The organism is [Mannheimia] succiniciproducens MBEL55E (assembly GCF_000007745.1).
GTDB classification, from domain to species: domain Bacteria; phylum Pseudomonadota; class Gammaproteobacteria; order Enterobacterales; family Pasteurellaceae; genus Basfia; species Basfia succiniciproducens.
The window spans coordinates 928,571-949,123 of the sequence record NC_006300.1 but is presented as its reverse complement, the minus strand read 5'-3'; the positions used below and the strand labels follow the sequence as shown (position 1 = coordinate 949,123).

The following is a 20,553-nucleotide window of genomic DNA, read 5'->3' as shown; positions in this document are numbered from 1 at the left end:
TGATGGCTCATTCATCCTCTACAACAAATCCGTTAGATAAGCTGAGTTTACGCAATCCCGTTCATTTACTTGCTTTAGGATTCGGTTCGGGCCTTATTCGCCCGGCTCCCGGTACTTGGGGAAGCCTTGCGGCAATCATTATCGGCGCGCCGATTTTACATTGGATTGGTACCGTTCCCTTTTTGGTTTTAATTCTTCTCGGTTTCGCGCTGGGGGTTTATTTGTGTCAAAAAACCGCCGATGATATGGGCGTACATGATCACGGCGCTATCGTATGGGATGAATTTATCGGTATTTTCATCACTCTGTTAGCTATCCCGCAAATCAGCTTATTTTGGTGTATTGCCGCTTTTGTTTTATTTCGTATTTTCGACATCATAAAGCCCTACCCTATCAGTTATTTTGATAAAAGGCTGGAAAGCGGCTTCGGCATTATGGTTGATGACGTGCTGGCGGCGGTTTATGCGGCTATTTCATTATTCCTTCTTCACTATATTATTTAAGTAGTCTTTCATGCTGAATCTTATTATTGTTCATTTTTTCGGATTGGTTACTCCGGGGCCCGATTTCTTTTATGTTAGCCGTATGGCGGCAAGCAATTCCCGCCGTAACGTTATTTGCGGTATTATAGGCATTACTTTAGGTGTCGCTTTCTGGGCGGCCTCGGCAATGTTGGGGTTAGCGATTTTATTCACCACTATGCCGGTTTTACACGGCGTTATTATGTTGCTTGGCGGCGGTTATTTGGCTTATTTAGGCTTGTTAATGGTAAGAAGTCGCACAAATGCAACCTTTGCTCCTCTTTCGGCGGAAGAATTAAATAAAACGACTACCGTTAAAAAAGAGATCATGAAAGGATTATTTGTTAATCTCTCTAACGCAAAAGCTATTATTTATTTTGCCAGCGTGATGTCGTTGATTTTAGTCCATATCACCCAGGTCTGGCAGATGTTGCTGGCTTTTGCCATTATTCTGGTTGAAACTTTCATTTATTTTTATTTAATTTCGGTCTTGTTTTCCCGACCTTTCGCAAAAAAATTCTATAGCAGATATAGTCGTTATATTGATAATGTAGCTGGTATAATCTTTTTGATTTTTGGTATGATTCTCGCTTATACAGGCGTTATGGAAATGATGGGCTGAGACAACACAAATTTATTCAATAATTTATTAGATAATAAGGACAAAACATGACATTAAAACTTGCAATCGTTGGCGCGGGCGGACGTATGGGACGTCAGCTTATTCAGGCCGTTCAAGCGGCGGAAGGCGTGGAATTAGGCGCCGCATTTGAGCGTAAAGGTTCTTCCTTAATCGGTGCCGATGCAGGCGAATTAGCGGGACTCGGCGAATTAGGTATTAAAGTTGCCGAAGATCTTGCCGCCGAAAAAGATAAATTCGATATTATTATCGACTTCACCCGTCCGGAAGGATCTCTAGAACATATTAAATTTTGTGTCGCCAATAATAAAAAATTGATTTTAGGCACGACCGGGTTTGATGATGCGGGCAAACAGGCTATCGGCAAAGCCGCTGAAAAAACGGCTATTGTTTTTGCCTCTAATTATAGTGTCGGTGTCAATCTCGTTTTCAAACTGTTGGAAAAAGCCGCCAAAGTGATGGGTGATTACAGTGACATTGAAATTATTGAAGCCCACCACCGTCATAAAGTAGATGCGCCGTCCGGCACGGCGCTTTCAATGGGCGAACATATTGCCAAAACCCTCGGTCGTGATTTAAAAGTAAACGGAGTTTTCTCACGCGAAGGCATCACCGGCGAACGCAAACGAACCGATATCGGCTTTTCAACTATTCGCGCAGCCGACGTTGTGGGCGAACATACCGTTTGGTTTGCCGATATCGGCGAAAGAGTGGAGATTTCCCATAAAGCATCAAGCCGTATGACATTCGCCAACGGCGCCGTGCGTGCGGCTAAATGGCTGGCGAATAAACAAATAGGTCTGTTCGACATGACCGATGTGCTGGATCTGAATAATCTTTAATTTCTATGATGTTAAAAGAGCCTTTAAAGGCTCTTTTTTATTCCTTGATAAAAAGTGCGGTCAAAAAATAGTGATTTTTGAATCCGCAATATCAACGCTTAGAAAAACGACCATTTGTAATGGATTATAAATAATTTTTTACGGATTTTATAAATTAATGAACATAATTTAGTCAAAAAATTAAAGAGTTTTCACCTAAATCAACAAAATCATATAAATTATTTTATTACCCTTTAGAGTTATGCTAGTTTTGTATCGCTACAGGAATCGTAGAAAAATTGCATGAAATAAAAATTTCATCAGTTTTATAATAATAGGTAAGGAATATCTTGAGGTATTCCTTTTTGTTTTAAGTACAGAGAAGAAATCATTATGAATATTCAAACGTCAGCACCAAAAGTTGAAGTAAGACTCGGCTTCAAGCTGCAAGGTTTGTTAATTGCAGTCCTTGTGGGAATTGCCATTTTGTTAATTCCTACACCGGAAGGATTATCGACTAAAGCTTGGGGCATGTTTGCCTTATTTGTGGCGACCATTGTGGCTATTATTGCCAAAGCAATGCCTATGGGAGCGGCAACATTAGTCGCCTTAGTCATCAGCGGATTAAGCGGACTCACGCCGCTATCGCCGGCTAAAGGCGAAGTAGGTATGTTATCCGGTTTTTCCAACGGCACAATCTGGCTAATCGCAATTGCCATGTTTTTATCCCGAGCCGTTATCAAAACCGGTTTAGGTAAACGTATAGCCCTCTACTTCGTTGCCCGTTTCGGCAAAAGAATGATGGGGGTGGCTTATGGTATCGCCCTGGCCGATGTCGTGATCGGCCCGGGTATTCCTTCCGCTTCGGCTCGCGGCGGCGGTATTATGTACCCGATTATGCAATCCATTGCAGATGCCTACAACTCCAAACCGGGGCCGACCGCAAGACGTGCCGGCGCATTCCTGGCCATTGCCGTTTCACAAATTGATACCATTGTTTGTACCATGTTCTTAACCGCCATGGCGGGCAACCCGTTAATTGCCGAATTAGCCAAATCACAAGGTGTTGAAATTACCTGGATGACCTGGTTTTTAGGTGCTATCGTTCCCGGTATCGTGAGCCTGATTTTATTACCTTATTTCGTTTATCTCATTTATCCGCCGGAATTGAAAGATACGCCGAAAATGGCGGAAATGGCAAGAGAAGAACTAAACAGCATGGGGAAAATGAGCCAAGCCGAATGGATCCTTGCGTTAGACTTCATCTTATTATTGCTATTATGGACGGTAGGTGACCTGGTTTTCCATATTCCCGCCACCGTTTCCGCCTTTGTCGGTCTGGTTATCTTATTATTAACCAATATTATGAGCTGGAAAAATATCATCTCGGAAACCGCCGCATGGGATACCATGTTCTGGTTTGCCGTATTGGTGATGATGGCTAACGCATTAAATAAATACGGCACAATTAGCTGGATTTCAACCCATATTGCCGATTCGGTAGGCTCGTTTAGCTGGCCTGTTGCCTTTACGATTTTAGTGCTGGTTTATTTCTATACCCGCTATTTCTTTGCCTCCGCAATGGCGCATATTTCCGCCATGTACCTGGCATTTGTAGCGGCGGCTATCGCTGTGGGTACGCCGCCGATAATCGCAGCAATCGGATTAGGCTACACATCAACATTATCCATGAGCTTAACTCAATATGCCGGCGGTCCCGGCCCCGCATTATATGGTTCGGGTTATAACTCAACCGGTCAATGGTGGGGCGTGAGTTTTGCCGTTTCAATCCTGTCACTTGCCATTTGGTTCAGCGTCGGCGGTGTCTGGATGAAACTTTTAGGCTGGTGGTAATCCGCTAACCAATTAACCAATATCAAAAAAGAAGGCGCTCGATTGAACGCCTTTCTTCACAACTAGGATAGCAATTCTATTTCCAAATCCTCTTCCGCCTGACAACAGCAAAGCAAAATCTCATCAGGGTTTACAAAGGCAAGGGGCAATTCCTTATAGGAAACCCTGCCTTTTTTCAATTTCACCCGACAGGAACCGCAATAACCCGAACGACATTGATATTCGGGTTTTAAGCCTAAAGCTTCCAACTCGGATAACAACGAGGCTTTATTATTGTGACTAAAAGTCAGTTGATAATTTTCGATACGGACTTGATAGATTTTCATGAAAAGTACGATTAAAAAAACACTCGGGTCTGTTTATCTTTTATAAACAAACCCTAAAAAATAAAGTGCGGTAAAAATTTGCAAAATTTCACCGCACTTTTTAATTTAAAGATCGAAATCGCCAAAATCACTGGTATCGACTTTTGAATCGATTTGACCGATTAAATATGAGCTGATTTCAACTTCCTGCGGCGCCACCTGAACATTATCCGATACCAACCAAGCGTTAATCCAAGGAATAGGATTTGAACGCGCCTGGAAAGGCAACGGCAAGCCGACCGCCTGCATACGGATATTGGTGATATATTCCACATATTGCACCAAAATATCTTTGTTCAAGCCGATCATTGAACCGTCTTTGAATAAATAATCCGCCCAGGCTTTTTCCTGTTCCGCCGCAGCTAAGAATAAGTCATAAGCTTCCTGTTTACATTCTTCGGCAATTTCCGCCATTTCCGGGTCATCCTGACCAGCAGCCATAATATTCAGAATATGCTGAGTTCCGGTTAAATGTAAGGCTTCATCACGGGCAATAAATTTAATGATTTTTGCATTGCCTTCCATTAATTGACGTTCCGCAAAAGCGAACGAACAGGCAAAAGACACGTAAAAACGGATTGCTTCCAGGGCATTCACGCTCATTAAGCAAAGATAAAGTTGCTTTTTCAAGTTACGCAACGTCACTTTACATTCTTTACCTTCTACTTTATAGGTACCTTCACCGAACAGGTTATAAAGCTGACTGTCACGGATTAAGTCGTCATAATAAGCCGAAATATCTTTCGCACGCTTAATAATTTCTTCGTTGGTAACGATATCGTCAAATACAACGGACGGATCGTTCACGATATTGCGAATAATATGCGTGTAAGAACGGCTGTGAATGGTTTCACTAAACGTCCAGGTTTCAATCCAGGTTTCTAATTCGGGAATTGATACTAACGGTAATAACGCCACATTCGGACTGCGGCCTTGAATCGAATCCAATAAGGTTTGATATTTTAAGTTACTGATAAAAATATGTTTTTCATGTTCCGGCAGTGCTGCGTAATCAATACGATCCTGGGCAACATCCACCTCTTCCGGGCGCCAGAAAAATGAAAGTTGTTTTTCTATAAGTTTTTCAAATGTTTCATATTTTTGTTGATCATAACGTGAAACATTCACGTTTTGGCCAAAGAACATCGGCTCTTTTAGTTGATCGTTTTTATTTTGAGAGAAAGTGGTGTATGCCATGTTACCTCACTGAGGGAAATTTAAATTGTGCGTCGTATTCTACCTGAAGTTAAGCTAAAATCTAAGTGATTTTTGTTTTTGAAAATGACTCTTTAACCCGACCCAAACAAAAAATCAGCCAAAATCCACCGCACTTTTATTATTAAATATCGATAAAAAAGCCAAGATTATTATCTCTTGGCTTTCGCAAATCAGTAAAAAAATCAACTTACTTTAGTTTGCTTTTACCGCTTCGACAATTTCTTCAGCGGATTTACGGGCTAATTCGGCATCCGAACATTCCACCATAACCCGGATTAGAGGTTCCGTACCGGATTTACGTAATAAAATCCGACCTTTTCCGGCTAAACGTTTTTCCACTTCCGCCGCCACGGCTTTCACCGCATCGCTTTCTAACGGATTTGTTCCGCCGCTAAAACGCACATTAATCAAGACCTGCGGAAATAATTTTACTGCGCTCGCCAATTCGTTTAATGACAATTTATGTTGCGCCATAGCGGTCAGAACCGCTAATGAGGCGATAATGCCGTCACCGGTAGTATTTTTATCCGCAATAATAATATGCCCGGAGTTTTCGCCGCCTAATTTCCAATCGTTTTCAACCATTTTTTCCAGCACATAACGATCACCGACATTCGCGCGAATAAACGGAATACCTAGCGTTTTAAGGGAAATTTCCAGGCTCATGTTACTCATTAATGTACCCACAACACCGCCTTTTAATTTACCGGCACGTAAGTCTTCTCGAGCGATAATAAATAAAATCTGGTCGCCGTCTACCACATTTCCTAAATGATCCACCATCATAATGCGGTCACCGTCACCATCATAAGCAAGACCGACATCCGCTTTGGTTTCCAGCACTTTTGCTTTTAATGCTTTTATATCGGTTGCGCCGCATTTTTCATTGATATTCATACCATTTGGCGAAGTACCGATTTCAATCACCTCGGCACCCAGCTCACGCATAACATTCGGTGCGATGTGATAAGTTGCGCCGTTAGCACAGTCCACCACGATTTTATAACCGGATAAACTTAATTCGGTCGGGAAAGTACCTTTACAGAACTCAATATAACGTCCCGCCGCATCTTTAATACGACTCGCACGCCCTAATTCCGCCGATTCCACGCAATCAATAGGTTGTTCTAGCATAGCTTCGATTGCTTCTTCGATTTCATCGGGTAATTTTGTACCTTGTGCGGAAAAGAATTTAATACCGTTATCATAATAAGGATTATGCGATGCGGAAATCACAATACCCGCTTCCGCCCGGAATGTGCGGGTTAAATAAGCCACTGCGGGAGTCGGCATCGGACCGATAAATGCGGCGGACAACCCTGCTGCGGCTAAACCGGCTTCAAGTGCCGATTCCAGCATATAGCCCGAAATTCGGGTATCTTTGCCGATTAATACTTGGCGAGAACCTTGTGAAGCAAGGACCTTACCTGCCGCCCACCCCAGTTTTAATGCGAAATCCGGAGTAATAGGAAAAGTTCCTACTTTACCTCGCACACCGTCAGTACCAAAATATTTACGTTCTGCCATTTTTAATTCCTTTATCCTTCTGTATTTAAGTTTAATTAAGCCTGTAAAGTTGCTTGCCAGATTTTGAGCGCATCCATTGTTTCCTCAACATCATGTACGCGTAAAATCGTTGCGCCGTTCATTGCCGCAATAAGCGCCGCTGTAACGCTACCGGTTACTCTCTGTTCCACTGTTTTATCCAACACCGCACCAATCATGGATTTTCGCGATAATCCAGCTAAAACGGGGTACCCTTGTGCTGCAAAAACGGATAGCTGTTGCAACAGCTTATAATTATGCTGAACGGTTTTACCGAAACCGAACCCCATATCCCAAATGATATTTTGCGGATTCATTCCCGCCTGTAAGCAAAGTGCGGTACGATTTTGCAAAAATTCCAACACCTCCGACACCACATTGTCATAATGCGGATTCGTTTGCATTGTTCTCGGTTGCCCCTGCATATGCATAAGACAAACCGGCAATCCTGATTTAACCGCCGTTTCCAGCGCATCAGGCTCTTGCAGGGCGCGGATATCATTAATAATATCCATACCGACTTTCGCACTTTCGCACATTACCTGCGCTTTTGAGGTATCCACGGAAATCCAGCAATCGAAACGTTGACGAACGGCTTCCACCAGCGGAACCACGCGCTCAAGTTCTTGCTCTAATGTAACTTCTTCCGCCATCGGACGCGTGGACTCACCACCGATATCAATAATGGAAGCACCGGCTTTCACCATTTTCTCAACCTGCGCAAGGGCTTTATCCAATTGAAAAAACCGACCGCTATCCGAAAACGAATCCGGCGTAAAATTAAGAATTCCCATTACCTTAGGCATAGACAAATCTAATACTTTATTGTTCGCATAAAGTTTCATTTTTTTATCTCAATAATTGAAAAGTGCGGTCAAAAAACCGGAAATTTTAAACATTTACGAGATTCTCAAAAGAGAGATCCTCACCTTAGTGATGCGGCGTAATTATATGCCAAATATTACAAATAACAAAAAAGCCTTTTTAGTTTTTCACTAAAAAGGCTTTATATTCATACAATTAGTTTACTGAGTTTTCTTCGGTTTCATTTTCCGAAGGCTCCGTTTCAGCCGTATTTGAAGAAGAATTATCCGCACTCGAATGATCTTCCCAACCTGCCGGCGGTGTCACCGCTTCACGATTCATTAATTGCTTAATTTGTATTTCTTCAATGGTTTCGTATTTTACTAACGCATCTTTCATGGCGTGCAAAATATCCATATTATCAATTAGTAACTGTCTTGCGCGATCGTAGTTTCTTGCGACGATCTCACGTACTTCTTCATCAATAATATGCGCCGTTTCATCAGACATATGCTTCGCTTTAGCCATTGAGCGGCCAAGGAATACTTCACCGTCATCTTCGGTATAAAGAATCGGCCCCAGTTTGTCTGAGAAACCCCATTGCGTCACCATATTACGCGCGATATTGGTCGCAACTTTAATATCGTTCGATGCCCCGGTTGAAATATTTTCTTCGCCGTAAATGAGATCTTCCGCTAAACGTCCGGCATAAAGTGTGGATAACTTGCTTTCCAATTGTTTTTGGCTCACACTGATTTGGTCGCCTTCCGGTAAGAAGAAGGTCACGCCCAGCGCTCGGCCGCGAGGAATAATCGTCACTTTGTGAACAGGATCATGCTCAGGCACCAAATAGCCCACAATCGCATGACCGGCTTCGTGATAAGCCGTTGATTCTTTTTGTTTATCCGTCATGATCATAGTGCGGCGTTCCGGCCCCATATTGATCTTATCTTTCGCTTTTTCAAACTCAAGCATTGTCACAACACGTTTATTAGTACGGGCGGCAAACAAGGCGGCTTCATTCACTAAGTTGGCTAAATCCGCACCTGAATAACCCGGCGTACCGCGCGCAAGAGTCATGGCATCCACATCCGCGCCTATCGGAACTTTACGCATATGTACTTTTAAAATCTGCTCACGACCGCGTACATCCGGCAAACCGACAACAACCTGACGGTCAAAACGACCAGGACGAGTTAATGCCGGGTCCAGTACGTCCGGACGGTTTGTCGCGGCAATAACGATTACCCCTTCGTTACCTTCAAAACCGTCCATTTCAACTAACATTTGGTTGAGGGTTTGTTCGCGTTCATCATGACCGCCGCCAAGCCCAGCACCACGTTGGCGACCTACCGCATCAATCTCGTCAATAAAAATCAAACAAGGTGCGTTTTTCTTGGCCTGTTCGAACATATCGCGCACACGAGAAGCACCGACACCCACGAACATCTCAACGAAGTCAGAACCCGAAATGGTGAAGAAAGGCACTTTCGCTTCACCGGCAATGGCTTTTGCGATTAAGGTTTTACCCGTGCCCGGCGGGCCGACCATTAAAATCCCTTTAGGAATTTTACCGCCCAATTTCTGGAATTTACCGGGATCGCGCAGAAAATCAACGATTTCCCCCACTTCTTCTTTCGCTTCATCGCAACCGGCGACATCGGCAAACGTGGTCTTAATCTGCTCTTTCGTCAACATTTTGGCACGGCTTTTACCAAAGCTCATGGCTTTGCCGCCGCCACCTTGCATTTGACGCATGAAGAATAACCACACGCCGATTAAAAACAGCATCGGGAACCAGGAAATGAGAATTTGCGATAACAATCCGCGTTTTTCCGGCATTGTGCCTTCTACTTTCACTTTTTTGTTAAGCAGATCGTTCAAAATCTTATCGTCATAAATCGGCATAACCGTCGAATATTTTGAGCCGTCCGTTTTAGTGACAAGAATTTCCGTGTCTTCAAAACGGGCTTGGGCAATCTGATTATTTCCGACATCCGTAACGAACGTTGTATAATCTACCGCCGAACCGTTCGCGCTAGAGCTAAAACCTTGGTATGCCGTCATCATTACGACTGCAACAACCACCCAAAGTATTATGTTTTTGACCATATCGTTCAAGGTTTGACCTCGTTGTTTAAGTTAATAAATTGTTATTTAGCTTACTATATTTTCCGTGCTAAACAAAACTATTAATCGCATAATAGGTGTCTATCACTTGAAATTTAACCTGTAAAAAAACTAACCGCGATACCCCGTCGCAACAATGTAAACTTCACGGGAACGATCTCGGGATGCCTCAGGTTTACGCACTTTTACCGTGGTAAACAGCGAGCGGATTTCTCTCAAATATTCATCGAATCCCTCGCCCTGGAAAACTTTAACCACAAAGCTGCCTTTCTTGGCAAGCACTTGCTTGCACATATCCAACGCCAATTCCACAAGATACATGGCTCTTGGAATATCCACCGAAGGCATTCCGCTGAAGTTAGGCGCCATATCCGACATGACGACATCGACCTGATCTTCGCCGACCCGATCCAATAACGCAGCCAATACATTTTCGTCGCGGAAATCGCCCTGCAAAAAATCAACGCCTACGATAGGATCCATATCTAAAATATCGCAAGCAATAATTCGCCCTTTATCGCCGATTTGCGTCACTACATATTGCGACCAACCGCCCGGCGCCGCACCTAAATCAACAACCGTCATGCCCGGTTTAAACAGGCGGTCCGACTGCTGGATTTCGTCAAGCTTAAAATAGGCGCGAGAGCGCAACTTTTGTTTATGCGCTTTTTGTACGAATGGATCTTTAAAATGTTCATTTAACCAACGGCTTGAACTTGCCGAACGTTTTTTTCCCATAATTCTTATAAATCTTTTGGTATTTCCTGAATATAAGGTTAGAATTCCTCAGTTCAAGTGCTTTAATCAAAAAATCCAATTTTTTGACCGCACTTTTTTCATCATTTTAGGATTAACTATGTCAATTACATTATCAACCAAACAAAAACAATTTCTAAAAGGCCTTGCCCATCATTTAAATCCTGTTGTTATGCTTGGCAACAATGGGTTAACCGAGGGCGTACTGGCGGAAATCGACAACGCCTTGAACCATCACGAACTAATCAAAGTGAAAATTGCAGGTTCCGATCGTGAAACTAAACAGTTAATCATTGATGCAATTATTCGTGAGACTGGCTCCGGCGCCGTACAAACAATCGGTCATATTCTTGTTTTGTATCGCCCGAGTGAAGATATAAAAATTCAATTACCTAAAAAATAGTCTATGACGCGACTGGCACCTTAAGGTGCCAGTTTTATTTTGTCCGAATACGAATGAAACGTTAAATATAGTTAACTTCAATAATATCGAATTCTACTTTGCCGCCGGGAACGACAATAGAAACTGTTTCGTCCACTTCTTTACCGATTAAACCGCGCGCAATCGGCGAATTTACCGAGATAAGCCCGGATTTTATATCCGCTTCATCATCACCGACGATTTGATAAGTCACTTCGTCATCATTTTCGGTATTTACTAAAACCACGGTTGCACCAAAAATAACTTTACCGTTGTTCGGCAATTTGGTGACGTCGATAATTTGGCAATTTGATAATTTACTTTCAATTTCTTGAATGCGCCCTTCGCAAAAACCCTGTTGTTCACGGGCCGCATGATATTCCGCATTTTCTTTTAAATCGCCGTGTTCACGTGCTTCCGCGATAGCTTTAATAATCTCAGGACGACGGGTTGTTTTTAAGAAGTCTAATTCTTGTTTTAAGAGTTCCGCACCACGTACTGTCATTGGGATTTGCTTCATAATTATCCTTTTTTAAAGTCAAAACAAAACCACGATACGGCAAAGGCAATATCGTAGCTTAGATCAAAAATTTGTTAATTGAGAGAAAAAGTTATTTACTCATCTTTTTTCGGGCTCTATTATTGTTCGTCTGAAAAAAAATAGCAACTATAACCGCAGTTTTACTTTATCTATTATGTCAAAATTTACTAAAAATCTATTTGCTTCAAGCTTATTATTTTCTAATATTGCATTCGCTCAAATAGATGTTCAACCATTAACACAAATACTTCCGCAAGGGGCAAGCATCGGTTTTATCGCCGAAAATATCAACCAAAATAAAATTATTGCGGATCATAACGGGCAAACCTTTATGCTTCCCGCCAGTACGCAAAAAGTCTTTACCGCACTTGCCGCCAAATTAGCGCTCGGCGATGAGTTCCGCTTTGAAACCAGCTTGCAAACACAAGGCAAGGTGCAAAATAATCAGTTAGACGGCGATCTGATTGTTAAATTTACCGGCGATCCGGATTTAACGACCGGTCAATTATACGGCTTATTCGCCACCTTAAAAAAACAGGGCGTTAACCAAATTAACGGTAATTTAATTTTGGATACCTCTGTTTTTGCAAGCCACGACCGGGGTTCCGGCTGGATTTGGAACGATTTGACTATGTGCTTTAATTCGCCGCCGGCTGCGGTTAATTTAGATAACAACTGTTTTTATGTAAATTTAGACGCCAATAAATCGGTGGGTGAATTCGTGCAATTCAATGTACCGACTCAATACCCTATTCAGGTTTTCGGACAAGTTCGTGTTGTCGGTGCGGAAGAAGCACCTTATTGTCAATTAGATGCGGTAGTTCATGATAATAACCGTTATCAGATTAAAGGCTGTATCGCCCGCCAAACCAAACCTTTCGGGTTAAGTTTTGCAGTGCAGGATACCGATGCTTATGCGGCGGCAATCGTCCAACGTCAATTAAGACAAGCGGGTATTCAATTTAGCGGACAAGTGCAACAACCTCATCAACCTCAACAAGGCACGGTATTAGCACAACATTTATCAAAACCTCTGCCTGAACTCATCAAAAAAATGATGAAAAAATCCGATAATCAAATCGCCGATTCGTTGTTCCGTACCATTGCCTATCATACGTTTAAACGACCCGCATCCTTTCAACTAGGTTCATTGGCGTTAAAACGTATTCTTTCCACGCAGGCAAAGATAAAATTCGGGCACAGCATCATCGCCGATGGGTCAGGGCTTTCCCGCCATAATCTGGTTGATCCGAATACAATGTTGCAAGCTTTGAATTATATTGCCCGTAACGAAGACAAGTTACATTTAATGGATTCCTTTCCCGTTGCCGGTGTTGACGGTACTATCAGCGGTCGAGGATCATTAATTAATCCGCCACTGATAAAAAACGTATTGGCAAAAACCGGATCGTTAAAGGGCGTATATAATTTAGCCGGATTTATGACCAATGCCCGCGGCGAACGTATTGCCTTTGTACAATTCATTAACGGTTATTCCACCGGTGAGTTGGAAAATAAAACAAAACGTGCGCCGTTAGTCCAATTTGAAAGCAAATTATATAATGCGCTTTATGCCGATTAATAGCCGTTATCAAGCCTAATCAATTCTTTCGATAAAGCCCGAAAATGAAAAATCATATTTTGCGGGCTTTATTTTCAAAATCTTTTTTAAAGATATAAAAATCCGTTTTTCAAAGCTCAAAATATGTTTTAGAATGAAGCCACTAATTACTCCTTTGTAGCAGTCTTGACTATGAAATTAAATTTTCCGACATTTCTTACATTATTTAGGGTGGCGCTCATCCCGTTCCTGATTATTGCTTTTTATTTGCCTTTTGGCTGGTCTGCGTTTTTATCTACCGCAATCTTCTTCGTTGCTTCTATTACCGACTGGTTTGACGGCTATTTGGCAAGAAAGTGGAAACAAACCACCAGATTCGGTGCATTTTTGGATCCCGTTGCCGATAAAGTCATCGTTGCGACGGCGCTGGTATTAATTGTGGAATATTATCATGTTTTCTGGATTACTATTCCGGCAATCGTCATGATTTCCCGTGAGATCATTATCTCCGCATTGCGTGAATGGATGGCGGAAATCGGTAGTCGTACGACCGTTGCCGTATCCTGGATCGGTAAAGTGAAAACAACAGCGCAAATGTTTGCCTTGGGTTGCCTTTTATGGCGTTATCAATATTGGATGGAAGCATTAGGCATTATTTTACTTTATATCGCCGCAATTCTTACGGTTTGGTCTATGATTCAATATTTAAAAGCGGCAAAAGATTATTTATTAGAAGAAATTAATTCTTAAAAATTTAATAATAACTAAGTAAAACCTCATTTTTTTGTTGTTTTAATAAACAGAATAATTTGACTTGGCTTATTTTTAAACAATCAGTCAAAAAACTATAATTTATTCAAAAATAACGTTTGACATCAACATACAAATCCGTAAAATGTGCCTCGTTAACCGGCAATGCCGGTAGCAAAATAAAGCGGGAATAGCTCAGTTGGTAGAGCACGACCTTGCCAAGGTCGGGGTCGCGAGTTCGAGCCTCGTTTCCCGCTCCAAACAAAATGCCTCAATAGGCCCGAGTGGTGAAATCGGTAGACACAAGGGATTTAAAATCCCTCGACTTTCGAGTCGTGGCGGTTCAAGTCCGCCCTCGGGCACCATCATACCTTATCTTATTTAAAGATGTTACTTTCCAATTTGTAGAATTTATGACAAATCATTATAAAAATGGGCTTAAAAGACATTTTTAATGGTTTTTTAAGCCAAAAAAGCGGTTATTTTCTCTTAAATAACCGCTTGAATATTAGTTGTAAAAATTCAGAAAAACTGACCGCACTTTTAATTATTAAATTAACGGGTTAAGCTATTTTAACTATGTTTTTATAAATAAGGCTTTAATGCCGTTATACAGCGTTGCACCACTTCCTCAAAGCTACCGTCAATATCAATATGGATGACATCGGCTTCATCCGCTTGTGGAACTTCCAATGTATCGAATTGGCTTTTCAGCATTTCTTCTTTCATATAATGTCCTTTTCGCTGACGCATTCGTTCAAGAATTAATTCATAACTTCCGTACAGAAACAGAAATTTAACTCTTTCGTTGCCTTGTCGGATTAAATCTCTGTATTTTTTCTTTAATGCCGAACAGATAATAACGCCCACTTCACTTTTTTGTTCAAGGCTAAAAGCCGCATCACGAATACGCTCTAGCCATGGTGCACGATCTTCATCGTTTAAAGGTTTTCCCTCCCCCATTTTTATAATATTTGCCCTAGGGTGCAGATCATCGCCATCGATGAGTTTTAATCCCAATCTGTGAGCAACTTCAGTACCCACGGAAGTTTTTCCCGTACTGGAAACACCCATCAAAATAAAACTTTTGCCCTGTGTCATAATATTACTTCCTCTTTAATCTTAACTACTTTTCTTATAGCATACCCTTAAACAGTTACCGATAACAATAAAAATTCATCTATCAATAGCTTAATCTGGTACTAAAAACTTATTTTTTGCTATTTATTTGAACAAGATCACAATTTCAGTCGCTGAATATTTACGTTTTATAGAATAAAATGTATGTTACCAGTAACCAATTAAGTGAAAGGAGAATATGATGGAAATAAAGACATTATCTTGTGTTGTCCGAGGCCCTAAAGACGTGGGCGTAATGGAACAATCCATTAATTATGACGAGTCCAGTAAAGAACAAACTTTAGTTAAAATCACCCGCGGCGGTATTTGCGGCTCTGATTTGCATTACTATCAATACGGGAAAGTCGGTAATTATGAAATTAAACATCCGATGATTCTTGGCCATGAAGTTATCGGTACGGTAGTTAAAACCAATGCACCTGACTTATATGTCGGTCAAAAAGTGGCTATTAATCCGAGTAAGCCCTGTTTAACCTGTAAATACTGTTTATCCGGCGATACCAATCAATGCGAAACGATGCGTTTTTTCGGTAGCGCTATGTACAACCCTCATGTTGACGGCGGCTTTACCCAATATAAAGTAGTTGATAACAGTCAATGTATTGATTATCCGCAGGATGTTTCTGATGACATTATGGCATTTGCCGAACCTCTCGCGGTGACTATTCATGCAGCAAAACAAGCCGGAGATCTTGCGGGCAAACGCGTGTTTGTTTCCGGTGTCGGGCCAATCGGCTGCTTGGCGGTTGCAGCAATTAAAGCCAGCGGTGCAAAAGAAATTGTGGTTTCCGATTTAAGCCGACGCTGTCTGGATCTTGCCTTGGAAATGGGGGCTACCAAAGCATTAAACGCAAAGGATGATTTCTCCGAATACATGGCACATAAAGGTGAATTTGACGTTTCGTTTGAGGCTTCCGGTCATCCTTCTTCGATTGAACGCTGCCTTGCGGTTACAAAAGCAAGAGGCACCATTATTCAAATCGGCATGGGCGGAGCGATTCCCGAGTTTCCTATCATGACATTGATTGCCAAAGAAATTTGTCTGAAAGGTTCATTCAGATTTATTGAAGAATTTAACACTTCGGTAGAATGGTTAAGTTCGGGCAAAGTCAATCCGTTGCCATTACTATCGGCAACCTTCCCATATACGGAATTAGAAAAAGCCTTAATTATCGCCGGTGATAAAGATAATATTTCTAAAGTGCAACTTTCATTTGAATGAGGAGCAAAAAATGAGTGAACTCTTTTCTTTAAAGAATAAACGAATTTTAATTACCGGTTCCACTCGTGGTATTGGTAATTTATTGGCAAACGGATTAGCCGAACATGGTGCCGAGATCATTATTCATGGAACTCGATTGGAAACTGCGGAAAAAATTGCCGCAGATTTTAATACAAAAGGCTTTAAAGCTTATGCCGTTGCCTTCGATGTAACCGATTCAAAAGCGGCGCAAGACACCATAGATTATATTGAAAAAGAAATCGGTCCGATTGACGTACTGATAAATAATGCGGGTATTCAGCGCCGTTATCCGTTCTGTGAATTTCCGGAAAAAGACTATGACGATGTGATTAGTGTGAATCAAAAAGCCGTTTTTATTATTTCTCAGGCGGTTGCCAGATATATGGTAAAACGCCAACGGGGCAAAATTATCAATATCGGTTCAATGCAAAGCGAATTAGGCCGTGACACTATCACGCCTTATGCCGCCTCTAAAGGTGCGGTAAAAATGCTGACCCGGGGAATGTGCGTCGAACTAGCCCGCTATAACATTCAGGTCAACGGCATCGCTCCGGGTTATTTCGCAACCGAATTGACCAAACCTTTAGTAGAAAATCAGGAATTTACATCCTGGTTATGCAAACGTACGCCTGCCGGTCGTTGGGGCGATCCAAAAGAATTAATTGGCGCGGCGGTATTTTTATCATCCAAAGCGTCAGACTTTGTCAACGGACATCTGTTATTCGTTGACGGCGGTATGTTAGCAGCCGTTTGATTATATTAGGAATAAAGGAAATAGATTATGTTAATCTTTATTATGATTGCGTCAGTTGCTTTATTGCTTCTGTTGATAATGAAATTTAAAGTTCATGCATTTGTCGCATTAACTATTGTTAGTTTATTAACCGCTCTGGCAACAGGCATCCCGATAAATAAAATATTACCAACCTTACTTAACGGCTTTGGTAATACTTTGGCAAGCGTAGCTTTACTCGTCGGTTTAGGCGCGATGATCGGTCGCTTGCTTGAAATTACCGGCGGTGCAAAAGTTTTGGCGGATACCTTAATCAATAAATTTGGTGAACAAAAAGCGCCTTTAGCATTAGGTATCGCCTCATTATTATTCGGGTTTCCGATCTTCTTTGATGCCGGTTTAGTCGTTATGTTACCGATTATTTTCAGTGTAGCAAAACAATTCGGCGGTTCATTGATTCGCTATGCCTTCCCTGCCGCCGGTGCGTTTGCCGTTATGCATGCATTTTCCGTACCTCACCCCGGCCCTGTTGCAGCCGGTGATTTGTTAGGCGCCAATATTGGTTTATTAACTATTATTGGTCTGATTTGTGCAATTCCTACCTGGTATATTGCTACATATTTATTCGGTTTACATCTGGGTAAAAAATATCATTTGGATCTGCCTAAAGCATTTCTAAATGCAATGCCGATCAATGAAACTGCGGTATTAACACCACCGAGTTTCAAAAAAGTAATCTTAATATTACTGCTGCCGCTCGGTATTAATTATGCTGGATACGGTGTTAAATACTTTAGCCGTTGCAAAAGTAATTGACGGTTCGCAATTATGGGTAGAAACGCTTCGTCTACTGGGTAAAACACCGATTGCACTACTCATTACATTGATTGTTTCCATCGTATTATTAAAAAACCAGCGTAGCTATGAACAAATTGAGAAAATTTGTGACAGTTCCTTAGGGCCTATCTGTGCAATCGTATTGGTAACCGGTGCCGGCGGTATGTTTGGTGGTGTTTTACGTGCCAGCGGTATAGGTGAAGTACTTGCTTCCACATTGGGTCATACCGGTATGCCGGTGATTGTCGCCGCATTCATTATTTCCTCTGCTTTGCGTGTGGCGCAAGGTTCTGCAACAGTCGCGCTCACCACAACCGCAGCATTAATTTCACCGATGGTAGCAGCGGATCCAAGTTTAAGCCAAATGGATTTATGTTTTATCGTTATATCCATCGCTTCCGGAGCAACCGTATTGGCACACGTAAATGACTCTGGTTTCTGGTTAGTCAGCCGTTTCCTGGAAATCGATACCAAAACCATGTTAAAAACCTGGACCGTACAAGAAACGCTGATCGGTATTGTCGGTTTTATCATCGCCTATGTCGGTAGCATAATCTTCTAATAATCATTTCCTTATAACTTTCTACAAGGCTTGCAACTGTTAGCACTTTCGCAAGCCTTTTATATTTCTTTTCACCGTTGTCAAACACCGCTGCCAGCCACATTTTTATTAACGGATTTCTATGCTACAATCCCCCGACTTAATCAATAAACAAGAGATAATTATGCAAGCGTTAAAACAATACCTCATTGAAATTACAGAACAAAATCTTAACGACACATTGCAGCTTTCAAAAGAGCACCCGTTGGTGTTGGTATTTTATGCGCCGAGCCATCAGCCTTCCGTTGAATTTACTACGCTGTTAGAGCGTTATGCGGAACAATATCAAGGTCAGTTTGCGCTGGCGAAAGTCAACTGCGAAACTCAGCAGGCTATTGCAATGCAGTTCCAAATCCGCAATCTGCCGACCGCATATCTGTTTAAAGAAGCACAAGCGGTCGATGCTTTTCAAAATGTTATTAGTGAGGAAGAACTCAAACAGCGCTTATCGCAAATTTTGCCGAAAGAAGAAGAAATTAAGTTCAATTTAGCTTTGGACTTTTTACAAGCGGAAGATTACGACAAAGCACTTCCATTGCTGAAAGAAGCCTGGGAATTATCCGAACGGAAAAACAGCGACATTGCTCTACTCTACGCCGAAACCTACATTGCCATGAAAAAAACAGAACCGGCGACGGAAATTCTCAATAAAATCCCGTTACAGGACAGAGACAGCCGTTGGCATGGTTTACAAGCGCAAATCGAATTATTGATTAAAGCCGCCGACACCCCGGAAATTCAGCAATTGCAAGCTGACTTTTCCAAAAAACCAACAACTGAAATAGCCCTGAAACTGGCGGTTCAGTTGCATCAGGCAAATCGTAACGAAGAAGCCTTAGAACTGCTGTTTAACATTTTAAAACAGGATTTATCTGCGCAAAACGGCGAAGTAAAACAGCAATTTTTATCTATTCTTTCAGCCATCGGCAATAATGATCCGCTCACTAATAAGTATCGCCGATTGTTGTATTCGTTATTGTACTAATGGATTTACAACCTTGAAGACTCTATAATACAAAAACCGTTTATTATATTTTATCAAAGGATCTTTATGTCTGATATTAAACACAGCAAATTACTGATTTTAGGTTCCGGTCCTGCCGGTTATACCGCCGCAATTTACGCCGCTCGCGCAAATTTGAACCCCGTTTTGGTCACGGGTTTGGAACAAGGCGGTCAATTGACGACCACCACCGAAATTGAAAACTGGCCCGGCGATTTCGCAGAAACAACCGGTCCCGAATTAATGCAGCGTATGTTGCAACATGCGGAAAAATTCGATACTGAAATCGTATTTGATCATATTAATCGTGTTGATTTTTCATCCCGCCCGTTCAAACTGTACGGCGATGTGCAAACCTTTAGTTGCGATGCATTGATTATTGCAACCGGCGCTTCCGCCCGTTACTTAGGCTTGCCTTCCGAAACGGAATACAAAGGCCGCGGCGTTTCCGCCTGCGCGACCTGCGACGGATTCTTCTATCGCAATAAACCTGTTGCCGTCATCGGCGGAGGCAATACTGCCGTTGAAGAAGCGCTCTATTTAGCCAACATTGCCAGCGAAGTGCATTTGGTTCACCGTCGCGATGCGTTCCGTGCGGAAAAAATCCTCATTGACCGTTTATACAAAAAAGTGGAAGAAGGCAAGATCATTTTGCATACCAACCGCAATTTAGACGAAGTACTGGGTGATAACATGGGTGTAACCGGCGTTCGTCTGAAAGACACCCAATCGGAAAATACCGAAGAAATAAAAATCGACGGTTTATTTGTAGCAATCGGTCATGCGCCTAATACGGCAATTTTCGCCGATCAGCTGGAATTAAATAACGGTTATATCGTGGTGAAATCCGGCTTAAACGGTAATGCCACCGCTACGTCCGTCGAAGGCATTTTTGCAGCGGGCGATGTAATGGATCATAATTATCGCCAGGCTATTACTTCAGCCGGTACCGGTTGTATGGCGGCTCTTGATGCAGAACGTTATTTAGACGCATTAGAAGCATAATCCTTAAAAGTGCGGTTAGAAATTCGCAAAAAACCGACCGCACTTTATTTTACTTTTTACGCAG

The 20,553-nt window shown here is 42.0% G+C and carries 19 protein-coding genes, 2 tRNA genes and 1 pseudogene; 14 read left to right on the top strand and 8 right to left on the bottom strand.

Annotation, left to right across the window (positions count from 1 at the left end):
• Positions 1-2 precede the first annotated feature (2 nt).
• The 4 genes from MS_RS04500 (at position 3) to MS_RS04485 (ending at position 3,836) form a co-directional block, all read left to right on the top strand.
• Positions 3-503, top strand: coding sequence for a phosphatidylglycerophosphatase A family protein (locus tag MS_RS04500; RefSeq protein ID WP_041639680.1), 501 nt, complete (start codon positions 3-5; stop codon positions 501-503).
• A gap of 10 nt (positions 504-513) precedes the next feature.
• On the top strand, positions 514-1,143 hold the full coding sequence (locus MS_RS04495) for a homoserine/threonine efflux transporter (RefSeq protein WP_011200149.1): 630 nt from the start codon (positions 514-516) through the stop codon (positions 1,141-1,143).
• Positions 1,144-1,190: 47 nt separating this feature from the next.
• On the top strand, positions 1,191-2,003 hold the full coding sequence (dapB, locus tag MS_RS04490; RefSeq protein ID WP_011200148.1) for a 4-hydroxy-tetrahydrodipicolinate reductase: 813 nt from the start codon (positions 1,191-1,193) through the stop codon (positions 2,001-2,003).
• A 372-nt stretch (positions 2,004-2,375) separates the two neighbouring features.
• Positions 2,376-3,836, top strand: coding sequence for a DASS family sodium-coupled anion symporter (locus MS_RS04485; protein WP_011200147.1), 1,461 nt, complete (start codon positions 2,376-2,378; stop codon positions 3,834-3,836).
• A gap of 62 nt (positions 3,837-3,898) precedes the next feature.
• Here MS_RS04485 and yfaE read toward each other — a convergent pair whose 3' ends face one another.
• The 6 genes from yfaE to rlmE all read right to left on the bottom strand — a co-directional run bounded on the left by yfaE (position 3,899) and on the right by rlmE (position 10,636).
• Positions 3,899-4,162, bottom strand: a complete 264-nt coding sequence (yfaE, locus tag MS_RS04480; protein ID WP_011200146.1) for a class I ribonucleotide reductase maintenance protein YfaE — start codon at positions 4,160-4,162, stop codon at positions 3,899-3,901.
• A 105-nt stretch (positions 4,163-4,267) separates the two neighbouring features.
• On the bottom strand, positions 4,268-5,398 hold the full coding sequence (gene nrdB / locus MS_RS04475) for a class Ia ribonucleoside-diphosphate reductase subunit beta (RefSeq protein ID WP_011200145.1): 1,131 nt from the start codon (positions 5,396-5,398) through the stop codon (positions 4,268-4,270).
• 213 nt (positions 5,399-5,611) lie between these two features.
• Positions 5,612-6,946: a phosphoglucosamine mutase gene (glmM, locus tag MS_RS04470; RefSeq protein WP_011200144.1), complete on the bottom strand. Its 1,335-nt coding sequence runs from the start codon at positions 6,944-6,946 to the stop codon at positions 5,612-5,614.
• Between the two features lie 35 nt (positions 6,947-6,981).
• Positions 6,982-7,809 carry a dihydropteroate synthase gene (folP, locus tag MS_RS04465; RefSeq protein ID WP_011200143.1) on the bottom strand — a complete coding sequence of 276 codons (828 nt, stop codon included), beginning with the start codon at positions 7,807-7,809 and terminating at the stop codon, positions 6,982-6,984.
• A gap of 175 nt (positions 7,810-7,984) precedes the next feature.
• A complete protein-coding gene (gene ftsH / locus MS_RS04460; RefSeq protein WP_041640175.1) occupies positions 7,985-9,880 on the bottom strand; it encodes an ATP-dependent zinc metalloprotease FtsH in 1,896 nt (631 codons plus the stop codon).
• Positions 9,881-10,009: 129 nt separating this feature from the next.
• Positions 10,010-10,636 carry a 23S rRNA (uridine(2552)-2'-O)-methyltransferase RlmE gene (rlmE, locus tag MS_RS04455; RefSeq protein WP_011200140.1) on the bottom strand — a complete coding sequence of 209 codons (627 nt, stop codon included), beginning with the start codon at positions 10,634-10,636 and terminating at the stop codon, positions 10,010-10,012.
• Positions 10,637-10,754: 118 nt separating this feature from the next.
• Here rlmE and yhbY point away from each other — a divergent pair, with 118 nt between their 5' ends.
• Positions 10,755-11,057: a ribosome assembly RNA-binding protein YhbY gene (yhbY, locus tag MS_RS04450; protein ID WP_041639678.1), complete on the top strand. Its 303-nt coding sequence runs from the start codon at positions 10,755-10,757 to the stop codon at positions 11,055-11,057.
• Between the two features lie 61 nt (positions 11,058-11,118).
• Here yhbY and greA read toward each other — a convergent pair whose 3' ends face one another.
• Entirely contained in the window at positions 11,119-11,595 is a 477-nt protein-coding gene (gene greA, locus MS_RS04445) for a transcription elongation factor GreA (RefSeq protein WP_011200138.1), read from the bottom strand.
• Between the two features lie 175 nt (positions 11,596-11,770).
• Between greA and dacB the strand changes: the two genes are divergently transcribed.
• From dacB to MS_RS04425, 4 genes are all read left to right on the top strand, one after another.
• Entirely contained in the window at positions 11,771-13,198 is a 1,428-nt protein-coding gene (gene dacB / locus MS_RS04440; protein ID WP_011200137.1) for a serine-type D-Ala-D-Ala carboxypeptidase, read from the top strand.
• Between the two features lie 171 nt (positions 13,199-13,369).
• The gene (gene pgsA / locus MS_RS04435) at positions 13,370-13,927 is read left to right on the top strand and encodes a CDP-diacylglycerol--glycerol-3-phosphate 3-phosphatidyltransferase (protein WP_041639677.1); all 558 of its coding nucleotides are present in this window, start codon (positions 13,370-13,372) and stop codon (positions 13,925-13,927) included.
• Positions 13,928-14,111: 184 nt separating this feature from the next.
• Positions 14,112-14,187, top strand: a tRNA-Gly gene (locus tag MS_RS04430).
• A gap of 18 nt (positions 14,188-14,205) precedes the next feature.
• Positions 14,206-14,292: transfer RNA gene (locus MS_RS04425), tRNA-Leu, on the top strand.
• Positions 14,293-14,512: 220 nt separating this feature from the next.
• Here MS_RS04425 and MS_RS04420 read toward each other — a convergent pair.
• Complete coding sequence (locus tag MS_RS04420; RefSeq protein WP_011200134.1) at positions 14,513-15,028, bottom strand: gluconokinase; 516 nt, start codon at positions 15,026-15,028, stop codon at positions 14,513-14,515.
• A gap of 220 nt (positions 15,029-15,248) precedes the next feature.
• Here MS_RS04420 and idnD point away from each other — a divergent pair, with 220 nt between their 5' ends.
• The 5 genes and pseudogenes from idnD (at position 15,249) to trxB (ending at position 20,489) form a co-directional block, all read left to right on the top strand.
• Positions 15,249-16,289, top strand: a complete 1,041-nt coding sequence (gene idnD, locus MS_RS04415) for an L-idonate 5-dehydrogenase (RefSeq protein ID WP_041639676.1) — start codon at positions 15,249-15,251, stop codon at positions 16,287-16,289.
• Between the two features lie 10 nt (positions 16,290-16,299).
• Positions 16,300-17,064, top strand: coding sequence for a gluconate 5-dehydrogenase (gene idnO, locus MS_RS04410; protein ID WP_041639675.1), 765 nt, complete (start codon positions 16,300-16,302; stop codon positions 17,062-17,064).
• Positions 17,065-17,091: 27 nt separating this feature from the next.
• Positions 17,092-18,442, top strand: a pseudogene (locus MS_RS04405) (GntP family permease).
• Positions 18,443-18,605: 163 nt separating this feature from the next.
• Positions 18,606-19,466, top strand: a complete 861-nt coding sequence (locus MS_RS04400) for a co-chaperone YbbN (protein WP_041639674.1) — start codon at positions 18,606-18,608, stop codon at positions 19,464-19,466.
• 66 nt (positions 19,467-19,532) lie between these two features.
• Positions 19,533-20,489: a thioredoxin-disulfide reductase gene (gene trxB / locus MS_RS04395; RefSeq protein WP_011200128.1), complete on the top strand. Its 957-nt coding sequence runs from the start codon at positions 19,533-19,535 to the stop codon at positions 20,487-20,489.
• Positions 20,490-20,553 lie beyond the last annotated feature (64 nt).